The 18,995-nt window shown below is 51.2% G+C and carries 14 protein-coding genes, 1 pseudogene and 1 riboswitch; of the genes and pseudogenes, 12 read left to right on the forward strand and 3 right to left on the reverse strand.

From position 1 onward, the window contains the following. Positions 1 to 30 precede the first annotated feature (30 nt). A complete protein-coding gene (locus tag KOL99_RS11215) occupies positions 31 to 450 on the forward strand; it encodes a transposase (protein ID WP_328760408.1) in 420 nt (139 codons plus the stop codon). Here the strand turns inward: KOL99_RS11215 and KOL99_RS11220 are convergent. Further along, a pseudogene (locus KOL99_RS11220) lies at positions 447 to 1,472 on the reverse strand (IS630 family transposase); the annotation flags it as partial. The gene KOL99_RS11215 and the pseudogene KOL99_RS11220 sit on opposite strands and share 4 nt — an antisense overlap. Before the next feature lie 265 nt (positions 1,473 to 1,737). Between KOL99_RS11220 and KOL99_RS11225 the strand changes: the two are divergent. From KOL99_RS11225 to KOL99_RS11260, 8 genes are all read left to right on the forward strand, one after another. Further along, positions 1,738 to 2,715: a glycosyltransferase family 2 protein gene (locus tag KOL99_RS11225; RefSeq protein ID WP_216510561.1), complete on the forward strand. Its 978-nt coding sequence runs from the start codon at positions 1,738 to 1,740 to the stop codon at positions 2,713 to 2,715. Beyond that, complete coding sequence (locus KOL99_RS11230; RefSeq protein WP_216510562.1) at positions 2,708 to 3,844, forward strand: glycosyltransferase; 1,137 nt, start codon at positions 2,708 to 2,710, stop codon at positions 3,842 to 3,844. Before KOL99_RS11225 ends, KOL99_RS11230 begins: the two co-directional genes overlap by 8 nt. Beyond that, positions 3,834 to 4,838, forward strand: coding sequence for a polysaccharide deacetylase family protein (locus KOL99_RS11235; RefSeq protein WP_216510563.1), 1,005 nt, complete (start codon positions 3,834 to 3,836; stop codon positions 4,836 to 4,838). The genes KOL99_RS11230 and KOL99_RS11235 overlap by 11 nt, the downstream gene beginning before the upstream one ends. A gap of 1 nt (position 4,839) precedes the next feature. After that, a complete protein-coding gene (locus KOL99_RS11240; RefSeq protein WP_216510564.1) occupies positions 4,840 to 6,060 on the forward strand; it encodes a carboxylate--amine ligase in 1,221 nt (406 codons plus the stop codon). Beyond that, a complete protein-coding gene (locus KOL99_RS11245) occupies positions 6,057 to 7,139 on the forward strand; it encodes a glycosyltransferase (protein WP_216510565.1) in 1,083 nt (360 codons plus the stop codon). The genes KOL99_RS11240 and KOL99_RS11245 overlap by 4 nt, the downstream gene beginning before the upstream one ends. Positions 7,140 to 7,154: 15 nt before the next feature. Then, a complete protein-coding gene (locus KOL99_RS11250) occupies positions 7,155 to 8,501 on the forward strand; it encodes an O-antigen ligase family protein (protein ID WP_216510566.1) in 1,347 nt (448 codons plus the stop codon). 91 nt (positions 8,502 to 8,592) lie between these two features. Beyond that, positions 8,593 to 9,024, forward strand: coding sequence for an arsenate reductase/protein-tyrosine-phosphatase family protein (locus tag KOL99_RS11255; protein ID WP_216510567.1), 432 nt, complete (start codon positions 8,593 to 8,595; stop codon positions 9,022 to 9,024). Between the two features lie 36 nt (positions 9,025 to 9,060). Further along, entirely contained in the window at positions 9,061 to 11,286 is a 2,226-nt protein-coding gene (locus KOL99_RS11260; protein ID WP_216510568.1) for a glycosyltransferase, read from the forward strand. 89 nt (positions 11,287 to 11,375) lie between these two features. On the opposite strand, the gene KOL99_RS11265 is transcribed toward KOL99_RS11260, so the two are convergent. Continuing rightward, on the reverse strand, positions 11,376 to 12,947 hold the full coding sequence (locus KOL99_RS11265) for an Ig domain-containing protein (protein WP_216510569.1): 1,572 nt from the start codon (positions 12,945 to 12,947) through the stop codon (positions 11,376 to 11,378). A gap of 96 nt (positions 12,948 to 13,043) precedes the next feature. After that, positions 13,044 to 13,118, reverse strand: a riboswitch (cyclic di-GMP riboswitch). Between the two features lie 81 nt (positions 13,119 to 13,199). Then, the gene (locus tag KOL99_RS11270; RefSeq protein ID WP_216510570.1) at positions 13,200 to 15,815 is read right to left on the reverse strand and encodes an Ig-like domain-containing protein; all 2,616 of its coding nucleotides are present in this window, start codon (positions 15,813 to 15,815) and stop codon (positions 13,200 to 13,202) included. A gap of 323 nt (positions 15,816 to 16,138) precedes the next feature. Here KOL99_RS11270 and KOL99_RS11275 point away from each other — a divergent pair, with 323 nt between their 5' ends. The 3 genes from KOL99_RS11275 to KOL99_RS11285 are packed head-to-tail and all read left to right on the forward strand — an operon-like array spanning position 16,139 to position 18,987. Further along, on the forward strand, positions 16,139 to 17,233 hold the full coding sequence (locus KOL99_RS11275; protein WP_216511120.1) for a glycosyltransferase family 4 protein: 1,095 nt from the start codon (positions 16,139 to 16,141) through the stop codon (positions 17,231 to 17,233). A gap of 15 nt (positions 17,234 to 17,248) precedes the next feature. Further along, a complete protein-coding gene (locus tag KOL99_RS11280) occupies positions 17,249 to 18,379 on the forward strand; it encodes a glycosyltransferase family 2 protein (protein ID WP_216510571.1) in 1,131 nt (376 codons plus the stop codon). Then, complete coding sequence (locus KOL99_RS11285) at positions 18,376 to 18,987, forward strand: YdcF family protein (RefSeq protein WP_216510572.1); 612 nt, start codon at positions 18,376 to 18,378, stop codon at positions 18,985 to 18,987. Before KOL99_RS11280 ends, KOL99_RS11285 begins: the two co-directional genes overlap by 4 nt. The last annotated feature ends 8 nt before the right edge of the window (positions 18,988 to 18,995 follow it).

Consider the following 18,995-nt stretch of genomic DNA (forward strand, 5'->3'; position numbering starts at 1 on the left):
GGAGCAGGCGTTTGTTTTTTTTAAAGATGGATCAGGTGGAGGGCCAGGTCGCTTCTTCTGAGAGTGTGGTGGATTATGAGAGGAATGTCTTTGCGAGCCGCTGTCGAGAAGGCCGAGGCAGTGTATGTGAAGCTGGAGTCGATGAAGCTTAAAGAGACGGCCAAAAAGGTGCAGAAATCAATAGTTGAGACGCTGACCTACGATGATTTCCCTCGCGAACACAGGGTACGAATCAGGACAAACAACGCCATTGAAAGGATCATGAAGGAAATCAGGCGACGCACCAGGGTAGTCGGTGCTTTCCCGGACGGGAACTCTGCCCTGATGCTGTGCGCGGCCCGACTCCGACACATTGCCGGCACCCAATGGGGAACGAAGCGTTACCTGGACATTGACCTGCTAACCGAACAGGATCTGGAACTGAACTTCAGAATGGCGGAGGCAATCTAGTGTTCCGTTCTGTTAGTTCGTTGTGTTAATTGTATGGCGCTTTCTCGCGCTCTCAGGACGGAATCGATTATGGCTTTTGCGCTCTTTGTCCACTTAAACGGCTTGGCACAGACCGCATTGTGCACCCGAATGAACCGCTGAATCTCATCCTTCAGCTCTTTGACACTGCTAAAGACGCCGCGGTAGAGCGCCCTCCGCTCTAACTGGCTGAACCATCCTTCGACTGCGTTTAGTCAGGAAGCACTCGTGGGGGTGAAGTGAAGCTTTATCCTCGGATGTTTTTCGAGCCAGGCATTAACTTCGGCAGTCTTGTGAGTGCTGCTGTTATCAAGGATCACGTGGAGGTCCAGATCCTTTGGTGTTGACCGCTCGATCTGGCGCATGAATTCAAGGAACTCTTTAGCGCGGTGACGCGAGGTCATTTTGCCCATTACCTCGCCGGTCAGTACATTGAACGCAGCATACAGGCTCGTGGTGGCGTTGCGCTTGTAATCATGAGTCCTGCGCTCCACCTGCCCTAGCTTGAGTTGCAGCATCGGCTGAGTGCGGTCAAGGGCTTGAATCTGCGTCTTCTCGTCAACGGACAGGACGACGGCATTGTTGGGAGGGTTCATGTACAGGCCCACCACGTCAATAACCTTCTCGGCAAACTGAGGATCATTGCTGATCTTGAAGGTCTGGATCCGATGAGGTTTCAGGTCTGCCGCCTACCAAATCTGCCGAACCTGCCAAGTGGTAACGCCAGCATACTTGGCCATGAGGCGGACGCTCCAGTGAGTGGCCTCATGAGGTATTCGCTCAACCGTTAATTTCAGTACTCTCTTGGCGTCTGCCTCGCTGAGTTTCTTTGGCTGACCAGACTGAGGAAGATCAAGGAGTCCGTCGAGTCCAGCTTCAAGAAACCGCTTGCGCCACTTGTACACTGAATTAGTGGAGGTGCCGAGAGAGGCGGCGATTGAATCAGCTCTCTCATTCGCAGTACTTTTCAGTATGAAGCGAGCGCGCAGTACGAGAATTTGAGGTGTCTTATGAGACCGTAGCAGTGCCTCGATTGCCTGCCGGTCTGCTTCTGTCAATTCTATCTTTTCTGGTAACAGTGCCATAGAGGCAATATGTCATAGATTCGAAATAAGCCAAAGGACTAACCGCTCAGAACACTAGTTGGATTAGGCACTGACTGAAAAACAAAGATACGAAAAACTATTTACACTATCCTTTGCGAAAAAATTCGGCGAATACCTTTCCGAGTTGTAGACGATTTGAAGCTTTACAGGAAGAGGGTTTACAATGACATTGTCCATAGCGGTTGTCATACCAGCTTATAACGCAGAGAAAACGATAGAGACAACTATCACAAGCGTGTTGGATCAGACTGAACTTCCTCAAGAGGTGATTGTTGTTGATGATGGTTCCCAAGACGGCACAGTTGCAGTTGTGGAAAAGTTTGGTTCCGCGATCAGGTTAATACGGCAGGCAAACCTAGGATCAGCCGTTGCGAGACAGACGGGTACAACTGAAGCAAGATCTGAGTACATAGCCTATGTTGATTCAGACGACTGGTGGCCACTAGATAAAATCTCTACTTGCAGGAAAGTTCTTGCTGCAGAAGAAGTGTTCTTCATGTTGGCTGATCTGCAACGCTGTAAGCCGCTAGGTGGACCTGGAGATTACTCGCCGCGGAACACTTCATTTTTCCCTTGGGCACATCGGTATTTCACCGAGGATACACTCTGCTCAGCGGTCGAAAATCTCTACAGGCTAGAACCAAGCATGGCCTTGCAGTTATTGCTGCGTGGTTTCCCCGTTTTCCCAAGCACTATGCTGATCAGACGAGATGTGTTCCAATCGGTTCAGGGGTGGGATTCACGTTTTAGGCGCTGCCAGGACTTTGACTTCGGATTGAGAATTACGCGCCGCTACCCTATGCATTTTCTCGATGAAGTACAAGCAATTCTTGGACTTCATGAAGGAAATACTGACGAGTATGCTTACCTCAAAAAACAAACGGAAGGGGACATAAAAGTTCTTCTTGCTCATCTTGATGCTGAACTGCCTACTACAGCATACCACGCCCAAGTTGCAAGAGCGCTAAGTTCAAAATACTGTTCTCTTGGCTATTTTTATAAGAAAACTCACAATTATTCGTCGGCTGCTGAAAATTACCGAAAGGCTGTCGCGTTGCCCGGTCGCAGATTCCATGCCATGAGTAGATACACTCTGTTGTCTTGTCTTAACCTTTTGATAAGGTACAAACCTAATGAGTAATAAAGACAATATCCTTCTGGTGGCAAATTATGATTCCGATGTCGGATATGCTTGGTGGCTCATGGAAAATTTTTGGGCGCATATCGCGAAACATTTTTCCGGAACCGATAGAAAATGCTATTTGGTGTACCCTAAGATAAATAAAGTTCCTGATATAATAAAGGATGCTTCAATTACTCTCATTGAGTATGACTTTTCTGATAGAAGTTTGAGATCTTTTGGTAAATTGCTCAAACTTTTGTTAGAGTGCAACATTGGCTATGTGTATCTTACGGACCGTCCTTATTACGATTGGAGGTATTTGGCCATGAGGGTGAGCGGCATCCGTAGGATTATCAATCATGACCATATGCCTGGGGAACGCCCTGAAGTTCCTCTGGTGAAGAAAATATTGAAACAATTGCTTCACCGTTGCAGCGTTTTTTCCTGCGATCTGTATATAGCTGTCTCTGAGTTCGTAAAGGAAAGGGCTATTGATATTGCTTGTGTTGCTCCAGAAAAATGCATTGTGGTTCATAATGGAATTCGCATATTTGATAATAGTAACACCTCATACGTTCATGATGTTTTCGGGTTACCCAAAGATGCTTTCATTGTGGTTTCAACAGGACGCGCCACCTTATATAAAGGAATCCAATTTTTAATAGAAGCCGCTGAAGTTGTTACTAAACGTATTGAAAAGATCATATTTCTACACATCGGTGACGGTCCTGACTTGCCATCATTTGAAATGATGGTCAATGAACGTGGTTTGGCTAGTAATTTCAAATTTGCCGGATTTCGCACCGATATAGTCAAAATTTTGCCATCGTGCAATGTAGGTATACAGACTTCGTTGGGGGAAGCTTTTTCGTTGTCAGTTCTTGAATACATGTGTGCAGGTCTTGTAACTTTGGCTCCAAATAATTGCGGAAATGGTGAGGCTATCTCTGACGGAGTTAACGGATTTTTATTCAGACCGGAAAATGTGGACGATATTGTACAAAAGATAGTTTACGTTTATGAGCACAGATTCGAGATGAACAGGGTACGGCAGCATGCAAGATGTCATGTGCTGGATAATTTTTCTATAACTAGCTGCAACCAAAAGCTAATATCAGCACTTTCGCCATATCTCAATGAAAATTAAATTCTTTGTAAAAAAATACATGGCGTGTGTCGCTCACAGGTTAGGTCTACTAGATGCTGCATGCACATTAAAAGCTCGCAGTGGAGCGCTGGTTCTCACCTACCACAGGGTACTAGATTCTGCGGTGTTGCGTTCATCTTTTGTGCAACCGGGAATGTACGTTTCCCCTGAATCGTTTCGAGAGCAACTTTCCTTCCTGATGAGCAAATTTTCAATCGTTTCGTTGACAGAACTCGTTGATAGAATGCGCAAAGGGAAAGCTATAGGGGGGTGCTGTTGCGTAACCTTGGATGATGGTTGGCATGATAACTACCTTAATGCTTTCCCTGTTCTTCAGGCGCTAAATGTTCCGGCTACGATTTTTTTGGCTACTGGCTTTATTGGCACGACGAAGTACTTCTGGCCAGAAGAAGTGAGTTTTTATCTCAGATCACCGGCAATATTTGAATCGCGGCATTCTATCCCATGTTTGCGTCAATTATTATCCTTGAGCGGCACATTTGCCAGCGACTCCTTTCTTGAGGCCTCGATTTGCACTATCAAGAAGTGGCCCCTAAAGCAACGAGAGGACTTGGTTGCCGAACTTCGGTCTAGATCGGGGACTGTTCCTCCCGGTCGAGCAATCATGGATTGGTCGGAAGTACAGGCAATGCAGGCTAGCGGCTTGGTTTCCTTTGGCGCGCATACTGCTCATCATGAAATTCTCGATCAAGTCGATGCCACTACCGCTGAGAATGAAATAGTTCAGTCAAAGATTGATATTGAAAGTCACCTTGATATGCCCGTGTCCCTTTTTGCATATCCAAATGGCAATTTTTCTCAAGGACTGCACGCTACGTTAGCGCGTAACGGTTTCACCGGAGCGGTGACAACACGTAAGGGCTGGGTCAATTCAAATTCAGAGCTTCTTGCACTACCACGAATTGCCATGCATCAGGATGTAAGCCAAACGAATTCATTATTCTTTGCCCGAACTGTTTGGGAAAGGTTCTAAGATGGCAGTAAGAATCCTTGTTACTGATGGTGAAAACAGATCAGCCTTGGCTGTTACAAGATCGCTTGGCACAAGGGGATGCCAAGTCTTGGTGACGCATAGCTGTAAGCAAAGTCTCGCCTCTTCATCACGACATTGCTGGCAAAGTTTTCAAACTCCTGATCCTGTCTTGCAGGGGCCAGAGTATTCACAATCAATAATGGATTTAGTTCGCGGCTACGATATCGATTTTATCTTCCCCATTACGGACGCCTCGATCTACTGGCTGAATAAAGTTCGAGATATTTTACCTAAAAGTTCTACTTTAGCCTGCCCAAGCAATGATTTGTTTGAGGTCGTTTCAAACAAATCCAAACTATGTCAACTTGCACAGCGCTGCTCGGTATGTGTGCCAGGCACCATCTATTTATCAAGTCGGAATGATCTTCCTGAATGCATCGATAAGATCACCACCTATCCAGTCGTGATTAAACCGGCGATGTCCAAGGTGCTGGAAAAAGGTCAATTATTATCCGGGTGCGTGCGATATGCGTCCTCACCCGCCGAATTAGAGGAACTCTACACCACGTACGAGGTGCTGAAACATCCTTCAATGATACAGGAAAAGGTTGTAGGCCCTGGCACCGCAATATTTACTCTCTTCGACGGTAACGAGCATTTAGCCTTGTTCTCCCACCAGCGTATTCTCGAGAAGCCGCCGTCTGGTGGTGTGAGCGTTCTCTCTCAGAGTGTTCCGCTTGATCAGGAAATGGTTGATTCAGCCGCCAGGCTTTTGAAAACAGTGGGGTGGCAAGGGATAGCCATGGTTGAGTTCAAACGCGACCTCCGAGATGGCAAACCGAGGCTAATGGAGATAAATGGACGTTTCTGGGGATCACTTCAACTTGCTATTGCCTGCGGTGTCGATTTCCCAGTTCTTTACCTGGATTATCTTTCCGGTAGGGATGTGCAGTGTTCTCGGAAAGATTATATTGTCGGACATAAATTGAGATGGTCATTAGGCATGTTTGATCATCTGCTTATTAGACTCAGGCACAACGATATGAGATTGAAACTGCCAGGTAATGTGCCCTCCTTGTTCCAAGTTTTAAAGGAGTTGTGTAACGTTTTTGACAGACAAACTTCTGAAGATGTGTTTGATCGGACAGATGTTCGACCACAACTGGTTGAGGCATATGTTTATCTATGTCACATAATCGGTTCTAAAGGGTCCAGTTCATGATCTTGCACCTGATCGAGACCGGGGGGCCGGGCGGGGCGGAGCAGATGCTACTGCGGTTGGCGGCCGAATATTCAAAAAGAGGGATGGAACAGCTCGTCTGTCTGCGGAAGGAGGGCTGGCTAGCTGATGAAGTTAGGCGTAGAGGGTTTTCACTAGAAGTCATTCCTGTTGGCTCTTTGCCAGATTTAGGGTGGATTCTGGAGCTAGTCAAACTGACTCGACGGTATGGCATAAGAGGCATCCATTCGCATGAATTTGCAATGAACATCAGGGGCACACTGTTGTCGAAAGTGTCCTGCCTGCCATGTGTAGCCACTGTGCATGGCAAGACTTATTACGCTGACAAACCGTCCCGGAGGCTCGCTTACCAGTTTGTGAGTAAATATGCCAAGCTTGTAGCTGTATCCGAAGACATCGGTGATTTTTTAGTGAAATTTGTAAATGTGTCCCGTGACAGGCTCACTGTTATCCCTAATGGTATTGACCTTGACACATACGACTTCAGCCTAGAAGAAAGGCTGGCTATGAGGCAGAATCTCGGAATACAAGAAGACCAGTTTCTTATAGGAGCTATAGGGAGCTATTACCCTGTTAAAGGGCATCGTTTTTTATTAGATGCCATGGTCAAAGTCATTAAAAAGGAACCGCGTGCTAGGCTTGTGGTGGCTGGGCAAGGGCCACTAGAAAAGGAATTGCTTCGACAGGCATCCAATTGCGGTATAGAGGACAAAATCTTGATAACCGGGTATGTAGACGATACACCTGCCTTGTTAAGTGCACTCGATATCTTTGTTATGCCTTCGCTCTCTGAAGGACAGCCTCTTGCACTGATTGAAGCTGCTGCAAACGGGCGGTGCATCGTCGCTACAGCGGTAGGGGGGATACCAGAGATCATTACCGATGGGGTAAACGGCATTTTAATCCCCCCGGGAAACGTTGATGATCTAGCTGATGTCCTCGTTATGCTTTTGAGAGACTTCCCTGTTCGAGAACACCTCGCTGCCTCAGCAGTTGAGTCAGCAAGGCGCTTTTCAGTAAAACGTGCAGCTGATTCTTATTTATCACTGCTTTTCGGATAACGCGCGGAGAAGGAAATGGTCGATACTGCTAATGAAACAGGAAATGCTGATGTAAAACCGATGACCGTCCTCTCAGCGCTTAGACATATTTGGAGTGCGCTTAAGGAGGAAAATGCTGCTTTCTATCTTGCAACTCTTTATCTGATTTTTGAGTACAACAGACCACAGTTGGTATATCCCGCTTTAGATGTGATCCCGTGGGGAAAGACCCTGCTTTTACTCGGTCTCTCAGCTTCTCTGATCGATAATGACTCGAAGTTGCCACGCCTAGCAGTCCTCTTACCTGTCATTGCCTTTTCGGCACTTGTCGTGCTTTCAACTATTTTTGCGTTTTCCCCGGCCGCTGCAGTAGCAGACTGGACCATGTTCTTCGGCTGGGTTCTTGTTTATCTTCTGCTTACTTCAGTTGTTACTACACGTCGTCGCCTCTTTCTGTTTATCTGTATTTATTTCCTTTCGAACCTTAAAATGGCACAGCATGGCTTTCGCTCATGGGCTGGCAACGGATTTGGTTTCTCCGGGTGGGGTGTCACAGGCTCTCCGGGATGGTTTCAAAATTCGGGAGAATTTGGGCTTGAAATGGTTGTCTTTCTTCCATTCCTCTTTGCCTACCTCGTTCACTGTCGCAGGTCGTGGTCTCGCAATTTGAGAGGATTTTTCTACTTTTGTATAGTGATGGTCATTGGATCAATAATAGCTTCGTCTTCTAGAGGGGCCGTGCTCGGATTAGTTGTTGTTGGTGTATGGCTCATGTGGCAGTCTCAACACCGGCTCAAAACGGTTTTCATTGTGGCCATATTGGCGTCGATAATCTATCAGGTTATGCCTTCAGAATTCAAGGGACGGTTCGCAACAGCGGGAGAAGATAATACCTCACTTGCTAGGCTGGTGTATTGGCGATATGGCATAGAAGCTGTAAAAGATCATCCAATGACCGGTATCGGGTACAGAAATTGGACGCTTTGGCTTCCATCGCATCACCCTGAAGTCGCAAGTTTCGAAAGATCAAAAAATGTGGAAGTGATTCACAACACCTATCTGGAAGCAGCTACTGAATTAGGACTTCCAGGAATAGTTCTCTATCTGACGACCATCCTGTCCATGTTTGCTATAAATTACAACACCGCTGCAATGGCGCGTAGAACAGGTGATAGCTTTATGCTAGCTACTGCTGTTGGCCTTAACGGAAGTTTGTTGGGCTATCTGGTGCCTAGTTATTTCATGGCGGTGCTTTATTACCCCTACATTTGGATCCTGCTGGCTATCACCCATTGTCTGTCATCAGTATGTAGGCGGGAGTTTTCTCAAAATAGTGAGACCTTGACTGATTTTCAAGGAGTTGCTGTTGCCCACAAAACATAGGAAAATTAGGCGATTAATAATCAGGTCATTCGAGCATCTTCGACTGAGGCTTGGGCCTTACAAGTCCTTGAAGGAGATACACCCTTGCCGGGTGAAACGACTGATCTTCGTGTGCCGTGGGAATGTCTGCCGCAGCCCATATGCTGAGGCTTCAGCCAAGGCGTTAGGCTTCGTCGCAACTAGTTGTGGAGTAGATGTGCAGGTTAGGACACCTTGCGAACCAATGGCAATTACAGCCGCATTTCGGCGAGGCATCGATATTTCTGCACACGTATCATGCAGCATTTATGATTTATCATTGAATTCCGAGGATTGTTTGGTAGCTCTTGATCCTTCCCATCTTGCGGTTACTGAATTGGTGGCTAAAAAGCATGGCTGCCAATACACCTTACTTGGTCTATGGAAGCGCCGTTCTGTTTTGACTATTGAAGACCCGTACGGCAAGCCCGTACAGGCATTCGAAGCTTGTTATGCCAGCATTGACGAAGCTCTTGAAGGATTAACTATCTGTCTAAGTCGGTAATCAGATGGTGACAGCATCTGGCTTCAGCGAGGTGGTATGAGGTTCTCGATAGTCATTCCCGTTCTTAACGGGGAGAAATACATTGGAGCGTGTGTGCAGTGCCTCAAGAATCTCGTAGTGGGGGATGATTGTGTCGAAATCGTCGTGATTGATAATGGTTCTACCGATTCAACCTTAGATATTGTAGCAGCCCATGGGATTCCCTACCAAGTACATCCGATGGTAAGTATAGCTAAACTGCGCAACATCGGTGCTGCAATCACAGACGGGGAAATCCTCGGCTTTATAGACAGTGACTGTTTTGCTGAAGAGAACTGGTTGCAAGCAGCTAAAAAAGAGTTTTTATCGAGGCAAGACGTTGGAATTGTGGGTAATTACTATGGAATGCCTGAGAAGACAACTTGGGTTGAAAGAGTTTGGTACGACGCAAAGAAGGATATTGTTGGTCCTGTAAATTTTTTACCCGGTGGGAATATGTTTTTTCATCGTGAGGTGTTCGAACAGGTCGGTGGATTCGATGAAGGCCTCTCGACGGGGGAAGATTACGACATCTGCCAAAGGGTCATCAAAGCTGGGTGGCGTGTCGTCTGCGCTAGATTAGTAAATGTTGTCCACATGGGCAACTTCAAGACCCTTAAAAGCGTCCTTGTCAAAGAGCGATGGTACGGAAAGGGAATGTTCCGTGCTGGGGGGCGTCCAAGCAGACCGTTGATTGCTGCATTTGTCCACTTATTTCTTGGATTGTCTTTAATTGTCTTCCTGGTAAACCTTTCTTTATTGACTATACCGGTGATCATTGCAGATTCGTTGCTGGTTTTTTGCGTTTCAATTCAGTTCGGAAAACACGTGAAACAAAGGAAAATACTTTTTTTAACCCGGTTTGCTCCAGTCGCTTTTGCATATCTTTGTGGAAGGTCCTTAAGCATAATGGATTTCATAAGTGAAAAGGTAATAGCTTTGATTCCTCCAGTACGTGACGCATTGAGAATGTATAAGGAGTTTGGGCTCGTTCTTGCCTTAGCGTATAGCATTCGATATCGGGACTTCTTCGGAATATATCAAGAACTTTCGCAGCCAGAGCTTAGGACATTTCTTGGTTATAAAGCTTATGTCGCTAAGAAAATAATTGCAATGACTGCATTTTTAAAAACAAATGTGCCTTATTACCGTGATAAACTGCCACATGTTTCGCTGGATATAGTTGGTTTATTGCCCACTGTTGATAAAAAAATCATCCGCGAAAATTATGCAGCTTTTCTTTCGTCTGAAAGTAGGTTTAATCGCAGGTCGACGAGTGGAACCACAGGTGAACCTTTCTTATTTGAGAAGGACAGAAATGCTTCTGCTTACATGGATGCCATGATGCATCTATCCTACGGCTGGCACGGCGTAAAACCATGGGATCGACAGGCAAGATTATGGGGGCGGGCTGTTAGTCGCAAAGGGAGGGTGGTTCAATGGATAAAAGACCTGCTGCTTCGCCGCAAAAGGCTTTCCGTCTTTCTTATTAATGATGCCGCGTGCAAAAAATTTTATCAGGAACTTAAGAGGTTTCGCCCAAGATATTTCTATTGCTATCCCAACGCATTATACCAGTTTGCCCTATCCATAGAACGGTTGGGTATTGACGGTGCTGAACTGCAGGTACCGATTGCAATCTGCACAGGTGAAATTCTCTTCCCCTTTCAACGGGAAAAGATTGAGAAGGTCTTCCAGTGTAAGGTTGTTAACGAATACGGTTCTACGGAGAATGGCATTCTTGCAATGGAGTGTGAATATGGACGGCTTCACGTCCTTCCAACGGTTTCATTGGAAATTGCCGGTGGTGATCAAGACGGCTTTGGTGAAATAGTCGTTACGGAACTTAACAGCCGCAATCTTCCATTCATGAAATACAGAAACGGTGACATGGGTAGAATCGTTTCGACAGGTTGTGACTGTCTCAGACCTTTCCCAATCTTGGAAGTCAAAGAAGGTCGAATAGATAGTTACATCAAATGCCCCAATGGGAATATTGTTTATGATGCCATCCTGGCCTATTTATTTAAAGGGCAAGTAAAGCAGTTTAGAGGTGTTCAAGAAAATCCTAATGTGTTGCGGATTGATGTCATCCCTTTGGATCATACTTCCGCTGATTCCATTGATAGTCTAAAGAAAAAACTAGCGGGTTTTGTGGGGGCAGAAATGACTATAAATGTGAGTATTGTTGACGAAATACCTGCAGATAAAAGCGGAAAACTTAGGTATTTTATCCCTTTGTAACTTGCAACTACTGAACATGTAATGATTTTGGGGGGCATAGGTAAGGCCTGGTTTCTTCTTTGAGAAAACCAGGCCTTATGTCGTCAATATTATTTTGTGACCCCCTTTAACAGGAGGTTCGGTGGAACGGCAACACCTGCTTTCACCTGGTATCCGTAGGTTCCGACATATCCCGCATAGGCGGTAGTAAGATCGCCGTTGGTGTCAATGATGTTAGCCGACGGTTTACCTTTGAGATTTTGCGTGTCAGTTATGCAGTATTGCGGGTTATTGATGGCTGTTGGTTTGTAATAGCTTATGTAGTTGAGAGTGATTGTGCTTGTATTCCAACTGGTGTTGTCATTAATCAGTACATTACCGTAGATTTTAAACGGTCCCGATGCGCTGCAGTTGTTCCCGTCGAGATTTTCAAATCTAATATTGCCAACAAGCGTATTTCTATAAAAGTTGAAGTTGTGAATTAAACCATCTGACCTTGAGTTGAAGGTAGGACCGCTTTCAGGCGTTGAGAGGCCAATGAGAAGATTGAAAGATATGTCAATGTTGTTACTTTGATAAAAGAACGAATTCATATTCGTCCCCATGTATAAGCCTTTACTTATATTGATTTTGTTGCCCCTAATAAACAGGTAATTCAACCTTGATTTCGCCGCAATCGCGGCATTAATCCCAGTAATCCCAGTGCCTCCTGCATCATGGATATAGTTATTTTCGATGAGAAGTTTTGTGTCATCATAGAGGCTCCCAATCCCGGAAGCTCCAGTAAAGAAACTAAATTCATTGTCCTGTATAACGCTGTAGTATCCTGGCACACCAACTGCAGATTCAGTTATTATGAAACCCTGGTTATTATTAGTTGAATCAGTAGCTGTGAGATTTGAGAAGTTGCACCGCCGAATCGTCTGGTAGTGGTGTCCCCCCCACAACATCATGGCCTCCTTGTTGAATGAGCTAAAGTTAAGCCTATCAAGATAGACGGCAAAATTGCTGCGTAAATAGGCGCCATTTCCAACAATCGTAACATTTTCGCCAGGATATGCCAACCATGTGTGGGGTGAGTTGCCAAGGAACATTTCTGTCGCTGACGCATTCAACCCTTTGTAAGGGACGAACTGATATTTGCCTTCTCTAAAATACAGAATATTTGTGGAGTTCAGCGAGGTGTTGGCAAGCACGTTGGCTATTGAACTAAAAGGCTGCGAGATGCTGCCTGTTTCAACTCCAGAGTAGCTTGAATCTACAAAGTAAAATCCAGTCGTGGAGACATTGACGGTCCAAGTCGTACTCACTGTTGTATTCTCACCATCAGTGACTGATAGAGTGATTGTTCCCGAGCTGGCTTGGGGATTAGGCCACCTTATCTCTCCAGTTGCCGCATCAATTGTCATGCCTTGAGGGGCGTTGGCTAACTTGAATGTAAATGGATAAACGCCTCCGATGACAGCCGCTTTAACGTTGTACTCAACACCCGGATAAGCTCTAAATACTCGATTCGTTACTGGAATCGCTGGGCTGCCGGTGCCAGCAGGTTTTATGTTTGAAATTTCAAGAGGGTAGTTTGCGCTGAACGTGTTGACTGGCAAAACACAGACTGCCAGAAACACTAAAGACAGGCAGAATAACGCGTGAATTACATTGCCTACTCGTTTTTTGTTTAACATACTCTTACCTCCATGTCTGCGCGCGCCTGTTTATGGTAACCACAAGCCTAATAACTTGAAATAGAAAAGCCGGGGGCCGCAACCTGTCTATGGTCTTTCGGCATCCCGGCTGTCTCGGTGAGATCCTAGGCTTTCCGTCCCATCCTCGCGGATGGTTTGGTTTTATCGATTACCCTGTCGTGTTGTCAATACTGCGACAAAAACTGCGCGGGAACTGTGATTACAAATACAGCTGGCACTATTTCCCGCAAGCTACCTTTTCCGGTTCTTCACCGTGACATACACGTTGGATGCCTGCTTTTTGTTTCCCGCCGCATCATAGGCTATTGCTGTCACGGCATAGGTGCTGTTCGAGACTTTCGTGGTGTCCCATGCGTAACTGTAGGGCGCGCTGCTGAGGCTCGTCATGTACCTCCCTCCTACGTAGATGTCTACCTTCGTTACCCCTACGTTGTCGCTGGCACTCGCGTTGATAGTCACCACTCCGCTTACCGTCGTGCCGTTGGCCGGAGAGGTTATGGAAACCGTAGGGGTTATCGTGTCCTTGACTGCGTTGGCGACGTTCACCGATGAGCTCTGGGAGACCCCGACGTTGCCGGCCGCGTCGTAACCCTTGACCGACAGGGTGTAGCTGCCGTTGGCGACCTGGGTGGTGTTCCAACTGTAGGCGTACGGCGCCGTCGTGCTGGTGCCGACCAGCACCCCGTTTCGGTAGAACTCGACCTTGGTGACGGCGACGTTGTCGGAGGCAGCAGCGGTCACCGCGACCGTTCCGCTCACGGTGGAGCCGCTGGCGGGGGAGGAGACGGAGACGACCGGGGCGGTGGTGTCGGGCACCGGGTTGGCCACGTTCACCGATGAGCTCTGGGAGACCCCGACGTTGCCGGCGGCGTCATACCCCTTCACCGACAGGGTGTAGCTGCCGTTGGCGACCTTGGTGGTGTCCCAACTGTAGGCATAGGGCGCCGCCGTGCTGGTGCCAACCAGGACCCCGTTGCGGTAGAACTCGACCTTGGTGACGGCGACGTTGTCGGAGGCGGCGGCGGTGACCGTGACCGTCCCGCTCACGCTGGAGCCACTGGCGGGGGAGGAGACGGAGACCACAGGGGCGGTCGTGTCCGGCACCGCGTTGGCCACGCTGACCGACGAGCTCTGGGACGTGGTTACGTTGCCCACCGCGTCGTAGGCCTTGGCCGTGAGGGTATAGCTGCCGTTGGCGACCTGGGTGGTATCCCAGTTGTAGCTGTACGGGGATGCGGCGACCGTGGCCTGAAGCACGTTGTTGCGGTAGAACTCCACCTTGCTCACCCCTACGTTGTCACTGGCGTTAGCCGTGACCGATACCGTGCCGCTCACCGTGGTCCCGGACACCGGCGAGGCGAGGCTTACGCTCGGGGCGATCAGATCGTTGGAGACGTTGACCGTCAGCACCTGGGATTGCCCCAGGTTCCCTGCCGCATCGTACGCCCGGGCCGTAAGGTTGTACACCCCGTTGGCAACGGTCTTGCTGTCCCACGTGTAAGAGTAGGGTGCCATGTTGGTGGCCGAGAGCAGTGCGTTGTTGAGGTAGAACTCGACCCTGCTCACGCCCACGTTGTCGGTCGCGTTGGCGGCGATGTTCACCGACCCGCTCACGGTCATATTGTTCCCCGGGGAGGTGAGGGAGACCGCCGGGGCGGTCAGGTCGTTGGCGACCGTGACCGTGATCTGCGACTGCCCGATGTTGCCCGCCGCGTCGTACGCCTTGGTCATCAGGGTGTAGCTGCCGGCGGCCAGGGTGCTCGTGTCCCAGGAATAGACATAGGGGGAGGCGGGGACGGTCGCTTTCAGTGCACCGTTCACGTAGAACTCAACCTTGGTCACGCCGACGTTGTCGGTTGCACTTGCAGTAACAGATACGGTGCCCGCCACGGTTGTCGAAGCTGAAGGGTAGGTAATGGCTGTCGTGGGCGCCTGCATCTCCGCAACGGTCACCACGTTGGAGTAGGCGCTCTCCTCCCCGGCAGCGTTGTAGGCGGTGACGGCGAAGCTGTAGGAATGGGCGGGGTCGAGGCTGCCGATGGAGGCCGTGGTGATGTTCTGCACGTCAACCGGCGCCGGCCCCTGGAAAGGCTGCGTCGCGGAGTCCGGCTGGTAGTGCACCTTGTAGCCGACCACGGAAGTGTCCGGCGAGGGGTCCCATTGCAGGGAAACCGAGGCCGCGGAGGCCGCGCTGCTCATCCCCATGGTCAAAATGGCGGCAACCACGGCGTTGACGCACATCTTCTGCAGCCGTACCGCGTGGTTGATCTCGCTTCTGCGCACGTACCCCTCGGCGACGAGGACGTCACCGATCTTTCTGCCGGTCTGCCCCTGTTTGGCAAGGGCCCGTTCCAACTGCACGCGCGTGATGTGCCCGGTGGCGACCAGCAATTCGCCCAGTCTAAGCGGCGTATCGGCGGGAGTTCCCTGGTTCTGCTGCCAATCGAGAAGCCCCCTTAGCTGCAGCTCGGTGAGCATGCCCAGCCGCAGGAAGACTTCGCCGAGCCGCTCCCCGGTCCTCTTCTGCTCCTCGATCGCCTCATCGAGTTGTGACGCGGTTATCTTCCCGGACTGCACCAAAAGGGCGCCCAGCAGTTTCCGGTCGCCTGCCGCCAGCTTCACCGCGTCCTCCATCCGGGTTAAGTGCGGCTGGATGAACAGCGGAGCGGCGACGTCTTCCGGATTCAGCACACCCATCCTGACCAGGACGCCGCCCAACAGCTCGTGGGTGGTCTTTTGCTCCTTCAGGGCTTGGTTGAGGGCGCGCTTCGACACGAATTTGCCATCGACCAGTATCTGGCCCAGCGCGCGCCTGGAAATCCGTTGGAGAAGGTTCGGGCTCTGCATGGTCAGCTCCTTTCTGCGGGAGGGCTTCTGTCTCGCTCCGCAGTGGCGTTTTTCTAACGTACGCCTAAGAGTGCTGCAACATCGCCAAGTTCAGTCGGTAGGGACGGGGGGCTGGTAAGGGGCTGGGTGTCCGGGGGCTACCTGATATTGTAATTGCTTTGCGCCCGCATGGCAATGTCAACGTGATCTGCTTTTTCTCCCATTTATCTCAGCCAATTATCTCCAGGACAGGTGTTTACGCACTCGCTATGCCTAATTTGCCTATGCCATTGGGGTAGCAGATTCAGATTGCATAATTTTCATTGTGACTTTATATTTTGAGCATGATAAAGCTCTGCCACATAATCTCGGGCGACCTGTGGGCCGGCGCCGAGGTGATGGCCTGCCATCTGCTCCGGGAGCAGGCCGGGGACGCGGAGCTTCAGCTCAACGCGCTTGTTTTGAACGAGGGGCGGTTGGCCGCGGAGTTGAGGGAGGCGGGGTGCGCCGTGACCGTGCTGGACGAAAAACGCTACGGCTTCGCTTCCCTGCTCGGGCTGGTGCGCGGTCACCTTGAAAAGATGCACCCCGACCTGATCCACTCCCACCGCTACAAGGAGAACCTGCTCGCGCTTTTGGGGAGCGCCGGACTGGGCGCCCGGCTTGTGGCCACGCAGCACGGGCTTCCCGAGACCGGGAACGGGCGGAGCGCGCTGACCTCCATCAAGACGAACCTGAACTTCTTCCTGATGCGCGGCTTTTTCGGCAGGACGGTCGCAGTCTCGGACGATATCCGCGATTACTTCGTGACAAGGCTCGGCTTTCCGGGGCACAGGGTCCAGGTGGTGCATAACGGCGTCCCGGCGCCCCGCGGTGCGGCTCTCGCGAAAAACGACGCTGCACCCCTGTGCATCGGCTCTTCCGGACGGCTCTTCCAGGTCAAGGACTACCCCCTCATGGTCGAGGTGGCAGACATCGTGCGCCGGGAGCGCGACGTGGTGTTCCGCCTCGCGGGCGAGGGGCCCTGCCGGGACGAGATCCTCGCGGCCGTCGATCGTCATGGGCTTCGTGAAGGGTTCACCCTGACCGGCCATCTCGACCTGATGGAGCCCTTCTACCGGGGGCTCGATCTCTACCTCAACACCTCCCTGCACGAAGGGATCCCCATGACCATTCTGGAGGCGATGGCGTGTGGGGTCCCGGTGGTGGCGCCGGCGGTAGGCGGCGTCGTCGAGATCGTGTCCGACGGGGTGGAGGGGTACCTGGTGCGGGACAGGTCGCCCGCGTCCTTCGCCCGACGCTTGATCGAACTCATAGATGACGCACAGCTGCGCGCCGCCATGTCCCGGGCCGCGCGCCGAAAGGTCGATGCCATGTTCTCCGTCGAGAAGATGACGCAGGACTACCAACGGGTCTACCGGGAACTCCTGGCGGACTGAAACCGGAGCGCGCCCATGCCGATTCTCTTATGCAGCTGCATCTTCCTGGTCTTCTACGCCTACTTCGGCTACCCGCTCTCCTTGTACCTGCTGTCGCTGTTGCATCGGCGCGGAGTGGAAAAGGGCGACATCACGCCGAGGGTCACCTTCATCATCACCGCCTTCAACGAGGAAAAACGAGTCAGGGAGAAGCTCGAAAACACGGTGGCGCTCGACTACCCCGCACACCTGCTGCAGGTGATAGTCGCCTCCGACGGTTCGACGGACCGCACCAACGATATCGTGCGCGAGTTCGCGGGGTGTGGGGTCCAACTCGTCGAGGTGAAAAGGCGTGGCGGCAAGGAGAACGCCCAGCGTGAGGCGGTCGCCGTCGCGCAGGGGGAAATCCTCGTTTTCTCCGATGTGGCGACCATGATCGAAGCGGGCGCCCTGCGCCGGATGATGGCCAACTTCGCCGATCCCACGGTCGGCTGCGTGAGCAGCGTGGACCGGGTACTCGGGCGGGACGGAAAGCCGTGCGGCGAAGGGGCCTATGTGCGCTACGAAATGTGGCTTAGGGAACTGGAGGGGAGGGTGAACTCGCTGGTGGGACTGAGCGGTTCCTTCTTCGCCGCGAGAAAGGAGGTCTGCCGCGACTTTTCCCCCGATATGCAGAGCGACTTCAGGACGCTGCTGAACAGCATGCGGCTAGGCTTACGCGGGGTAAGCGACCCGGAGGTGATCGGCCTGTACCAGGACGTCGCGGACACTAGCCGCGAATTCGACCGCAAGGTGAGGACGGTGCTCAGGGGACTCACGGTCTTTTTCAGAAACCTCGAGTTTTTGAACCCGTTTCGCTACCGCCTGTTCGCGTACCAGTTCTGCTGTCACAAGCTGCTGCGCTGGCTGGTCCCTTTCTTCCTGGTGGCATCCCTGCTGGTCAACGCGGCACTGGCCCCGGTCTCCGGCCTCTACCTTCTGCTCTTCCTGGCCCAGGCCGGCTTCTATATGTCGGCCCTTGCCGGTTGGAAAAGCCCCCCCCTGACCCGAAGCCTCGCCGTCAAACTGCCGCTGTATTTCGCCACGGTGAACCTCGCCATCGCCGTTGCCTGGCTGCGCTACCTGCGCGGCAACCGCCTGGTGATGTGGACTCCGTCGCAAAGATGAAGATCGCGCGCATCAACATCGCGGCAGCAAGTCTTTGCTGCTTTCTTTTTTTCGTGGTCATCCCGTCGTTTCCCCGGGTACGGGCCGTGCTGGCCGCCCCCTTGTGCGTCACCGATGCCGCTGCCGTGGGTGATGCCTGCTACGTGCTGGCGGGAGGAGAGAGCGTGTGGGAGCGTCTCAACGCCGCCGCCGATCTGGTGCACTTGGGGCGGGTTCCCTACATCTACCTCATGGATGATCCTTCCCGGGACCAGTACAACGTCCCGGAGGGACGCTCCTGGAGCAGGGGGAAGTGGTACGCCAGCTACCTCGTCTGGCGCGGGGTGCCGCAGGAGCGGATCCGGTTCGTTCCGAAAGCGGCGGGTTTTTTCGGCACCCGCACCGAGGCGGCAATCCTGGCTTCCCATCTTCCCCCCGGGGCGCGTCGGGTGGTGATCGTGAGCTCCGCGCCGCACATGCGGCGGGCACTTCTGGCCTTTCGGCGCGCTCTTCCCGCCGCCGTGGCGGTAACCCCCTACGCCGCCACGGAGCTTGCCTCCAGCCAGGAGCTCTACTACCCTCTATGGATCGAGTACCTGAAGCTGGTCGTTTACAGCGTGGTAGCGTGATGGCGTGA

Source organism: Geomonas azotofigens (assembly GCF_018919395.1).
Classification (GTDB): domain Bacteria; phylum Desulfobacterota; class Desulfuromonadia; order Geobacterales; family Geobacteraceae; genus Geomonas; species Geomonas azotofigens.

Coding starts and splice junctions, on each gene's coding strand:
- KOL99_RS11225 (WP_216510561.1), top strand. CDS start 1,738: ATGACATTGTCCATAGCGGTTGTCATACCAGCTTATAACGCAGAGAAA.
- KOL99_RS11230 (WP_216510562.1), top strand. CDS start 2,708: ATGAGTAATAAAGACAATATCCTTCTGGTGGCAAATTATGATTCCGAT.
- KOL99_RS11235 (WP_216510563.1), top strand. CDS start 3,834: ATGAAAATTAAATTCTTTGTAAAAAAATACATGGCGTGTGTCGCTCAC.
- KOL99_RS11240 (WP_216510564.1), top strand. CDS start 4,840: ATGGCAGTAAGAATCCTTGTTACTGATGGTGAAAACAGATCAGCCTTG.
- KOL99_RS11245 (WP_216510565.1), top strand. CDS start 6,057: ATGATCTTGCACCTGATCGAGACCGGGGGGCCGGGCGGGGCGGAGCAG.
- KOL99_RS11250 (WP_216510566.1), top strand. CDS start 7,155: ATGGTCGATACTGCTAATGAAACAGGAAATGCTGATGTAAAACCGATG.
- KOL99_RS11260 (WP_216510568.1), top strand. CDS start 9,061: ATGAGGTTCTCGATAGTCATTCCCGTTCTTAACGGGGAGAAATACATT.
- KOL99_RS11265 (WP_216510569.1), bottom strand. CDS start 12,947: ATGTTAAACAAAAAACGAGTAGGCAATGTAATTCACGCGTTATTCTGC.
- KOL99_RS11270 (WP_216510570.1), bottom strand. CDS start 15,815: ATGCAGAGCCCGAACCTTCTCCAACGGATTTCCAGGCGCGCGCTGGGC.
- KOL99_RS11275 (WP_216511120.1), top strand. CDS start 16,139: ATGATAAAGCTCTGCCACATAATCTCGGGCGACCTGTGGGCCGGCGCC.
- KOL99_RS11280 (WP_216510571.1), top strand. CDS start 17,249: ATGCCGATTCTCTTATGCAGCTGCATCTTCCTGGTCTTCTACGCCTAC.
- KOL99_RS11285 (WP_216510572.1), top strand. CDS start 18,376: ATGAAGATCGCGCGCATCAACATCGCGGCAGCAAGTCTTTGCTGCTTT.